The sequence below is a fragment of the Arthrobacter sp. TB 26 genome, assembly GCF_000427315.1.
Classification (GTDB): domain Bacteria; phylum Actinomycetota; class Actinomycetes; order Actinomycetales; family Micrococcaceae; genus Arthrobacter.
Genome location: NZ_AUPJ01000288.1, coordinates 327 through 3,161 on the forward strand (window position 1 = coordinate 327; position 2,835 = coordinate 3,161).

At 69.5% G+C, this 2,835-nt stretch carries 2 pseudogenes (1 of these 2 cut by a window edge); both read right to left on the bottom strand.

The features are described 5' to 3' along the window. A pseudogene (gene pepN, locus K789_RS22810) lies at positions 1-1,895 on the bottom strand (aminopeptidase N) (its annotated part extends 326 nt beyond the left edge of the window); the annotation flags it as partial. A 4-nt stretch (positions 1,896-1,899) separates the two neighbouring features. Further along, positions 1,900-2,827: pseudogene (locus K789_RS22815) on the bottom strand (YeiH family protein). Positions 2,828-2,835 lie beyond the last annotated feature (8 nt).

Sequence of the window (2,835 nt, forward strand, 5' to 3'; positions counted from 1 at the left end):
GGGGACGTAGCGTTCGATCGCGGTTGCGGCGTTGCCCAGGACATTCAGCAGCACGCCGATCCCGGTCTCTGCGGGCCCGAAGCGCTTGACGGCGTCCACGTAGAGGGCTGCCTGGGTGACGGCGTCGCGGGCCGAATCCCAGAGCGCGGTCCAGCACAGGGCGCGGGCCATCGGATCGCTGAGCGCGCCGAGGGAGGTCCGCACGGTGGCCTCGGAGCGCGGATCCAGCCGGACCTTGGCATAGCTGAGGTCCTCGTCGTTGACCAGCAGCAGGGCCGGCCTGGCCTTGCCGGACAGGGCCGTCACCTCGGTCCGGGCGCCGCTGACGTCGGTCTCGACGCTGTCGGTGCGGACCAGGGCGCCGGCATCGTCCATCCCGTACAGGCCGATCCGCAGCCGGTGCGGGCGCGNNGCTCCTGCCGGCCCGTCGTCGGGTCCTCGGCGTCCTGGCGGATCGTCACGGTGCCGAGGACGCCGTCGTGCTCCTCGATCTCGCTGGTGAGAGTGGAAATGCCGGAGGTCTGCAGCCACTGGCGGGCCCAGTCCGCGAGGTCCCGGCCGGAGGCGGCGCTGAGCGCGGCCAGCAGGTCGGCCAGGGTGGTGTTGCCGTAGGCGTGGTCCTTGAAGTACTGGCGTGAGCCGGCGATAAAGGCCTCGAAGCCCACGTACGCGACGAGCTGCTTGAGCACCGAGGCGCCCTTGGCGTAGGTAATGCCGTCAAAGTTCTGCTTGGCGGCCTCGAGGTCGGGGATGTCCGCGACGATCGGGTGGGTGGTCGGCAGCTGGTCCTGCACGTAGGCCCAGGCCTTGCGGTTGTTGGCGAAGTTCACCCAGGCCGTGGCCCAGTCCGTGGTGCGGTCCACGCCGAGGGTGCCCATGTAGTCCGCGAAGGATTCCTTGAGCCACAGATCGTCCCACCACTGCATCGTGACGAGGTCCCCGAACCACATATGCGCCATCTCGTGCAGCAGGGTGTTGGCGCGGGCCTGGTACTGCGAATCGGCGGCCCGCGAGGTGAAGACGTAACTTTCCGTGAAGGTCACCAGCCCGGGGTTCTCCATGGCGCCGAGGTTGTACTCGGGCACAAACGCCTGGTCGTACTTCCCCCACGGGTACGGGAAGTCGAAGAGCCCGTTGAAGAACTCCAGTCCATTCCGGGTGAGGGTGAACAGTGCCTCGTGGTCGAACGACGGTGCCATCGAGGCGCGGCAGTAGAGGGCGAGCGGGACATCCAGGCGGGTGCCGTCGTCGAGCGTCCTTGTCCAGGAGTCCTCGGCTTTGAAGTACGGGCCGGCCAGCACAGTTGTGATGTAGGTGGACATCGCCTTCGTGGGGGCGAAGTCCCAGCGGCTCGTGTCCGGGTCGCTGGTGAGGAGCGTGCGCTGGGTCTCGATGCCGTTGGAGGCCACCTGCCAAACCGACGGCGCCATGACGTGGAAGGTGAATTCCGCCTTGAGGTCGGGCTGTTCGAAGTTGGCGAACACCCGGCGGGCGTCGGCGGGTTCGTACTGTGTGTAGAGGTAGCACTGGCCGTCGGCCGGGTCGACGAAGCGATGCATGCCTTCCCCGGAGGTGCTGTAGAGCGCGGTGCCGGTGACGGTGACCTGGTTTTCGGCCTGGAGGTTGTCGAGCCGGATCCGGGAGCCGTCCACGACGTCGGCGACGGGGAGCCCCTTGCCGTTGAGGAAGACGCTGTGCACCTCGCTGCTGATGAAGTCCAGGAACGTCGAGGCGCCGGGTTCACTGGCGGAGAAGTTGATGACGCTGCGGCTCGGGTAGCCGGCGACGTCCGGATCCGCTGCCTGCCGGACGTCCAGCGAGACGTCGTAGCTGTGGGTGGTGATCAGGGCTGAGCGGGTTGCGGCTTCATCGCGGCGCAGGTTCTGGTTCGACACCCAGCTATCTAATCATGAGGAACGCGGCCCCCAGCCCCAGCGCGGCAATCAGCAGCCACGACGCCAGCGCGGCCAGCAGGGCGCGCGCGCCGGTGTGCAGCAACTGGCCCACCCGCACCGCCGAGCCGAGGCCGAACAGCGCCATCCCCAGCACGATGTCCTGCAGCACCGCGGCGGCGTCGAGGACGGCGGGGGAGAGCCAGCCGGTGGTGCGCAGGGCGGCCAACCCAACGAACCCGAGCACGAACAGCGGGACGATGGGTGGCCGCTTCAGTCCGTCGCCGGCGCTGCTGCGGTGGTGCAGCCCCGCGGCGGCGACCATGGGGGCCAGCAGGATCACCCGGGTGAGTTTCACGACGACGGCGACGGACAGCGCCGCCGCCCCGGCGGTCTGCGCCGTGGCCACCACCTGTCCGACGTCGTGCACGGAGGCGCCGGCCCAGGCGCCAAAGACTTCCGGGCTGAGGGCCAGCGGCTGGATGAGCAGCGGCAGCACGCCGATGGCCAGGGTACCGCACAGGGTCACGAGGGCCACCGGGAGCACGGTGTCGTGCTGCCGGATCCGGCGCACCGCGGCCATCGCCCCGATGGCCGAGGCCCCGCAGATGGCAAACCCGGTGGCAATGAGCAGCGATACCTGCGGCGGCAGCCGGAAGAGCCTGCTGATGCCGTAGGTTCCGGCGAAGGCGGCCAGGACGACGCCCGTGATCAGCAGCAGCGCGGCCCAGCCGAGACCGAGCACATCCACGAGGCTGACCTTCAGTCCCAGGATGACAATCCCGGCGCGCATCAGGTGCTTGCCGGCAAAGTCAAGCCCCGGCCGGCCGGNCCCAGCCGGCCAGCCCCGGGACGTTCGCGGCCAGGAGCCCGGACGCCACGGCCAGCGTCATGGCCGGGAGCACGGGGACCAGGGTGTGGACGGCGAGGGACAGCGCGACGG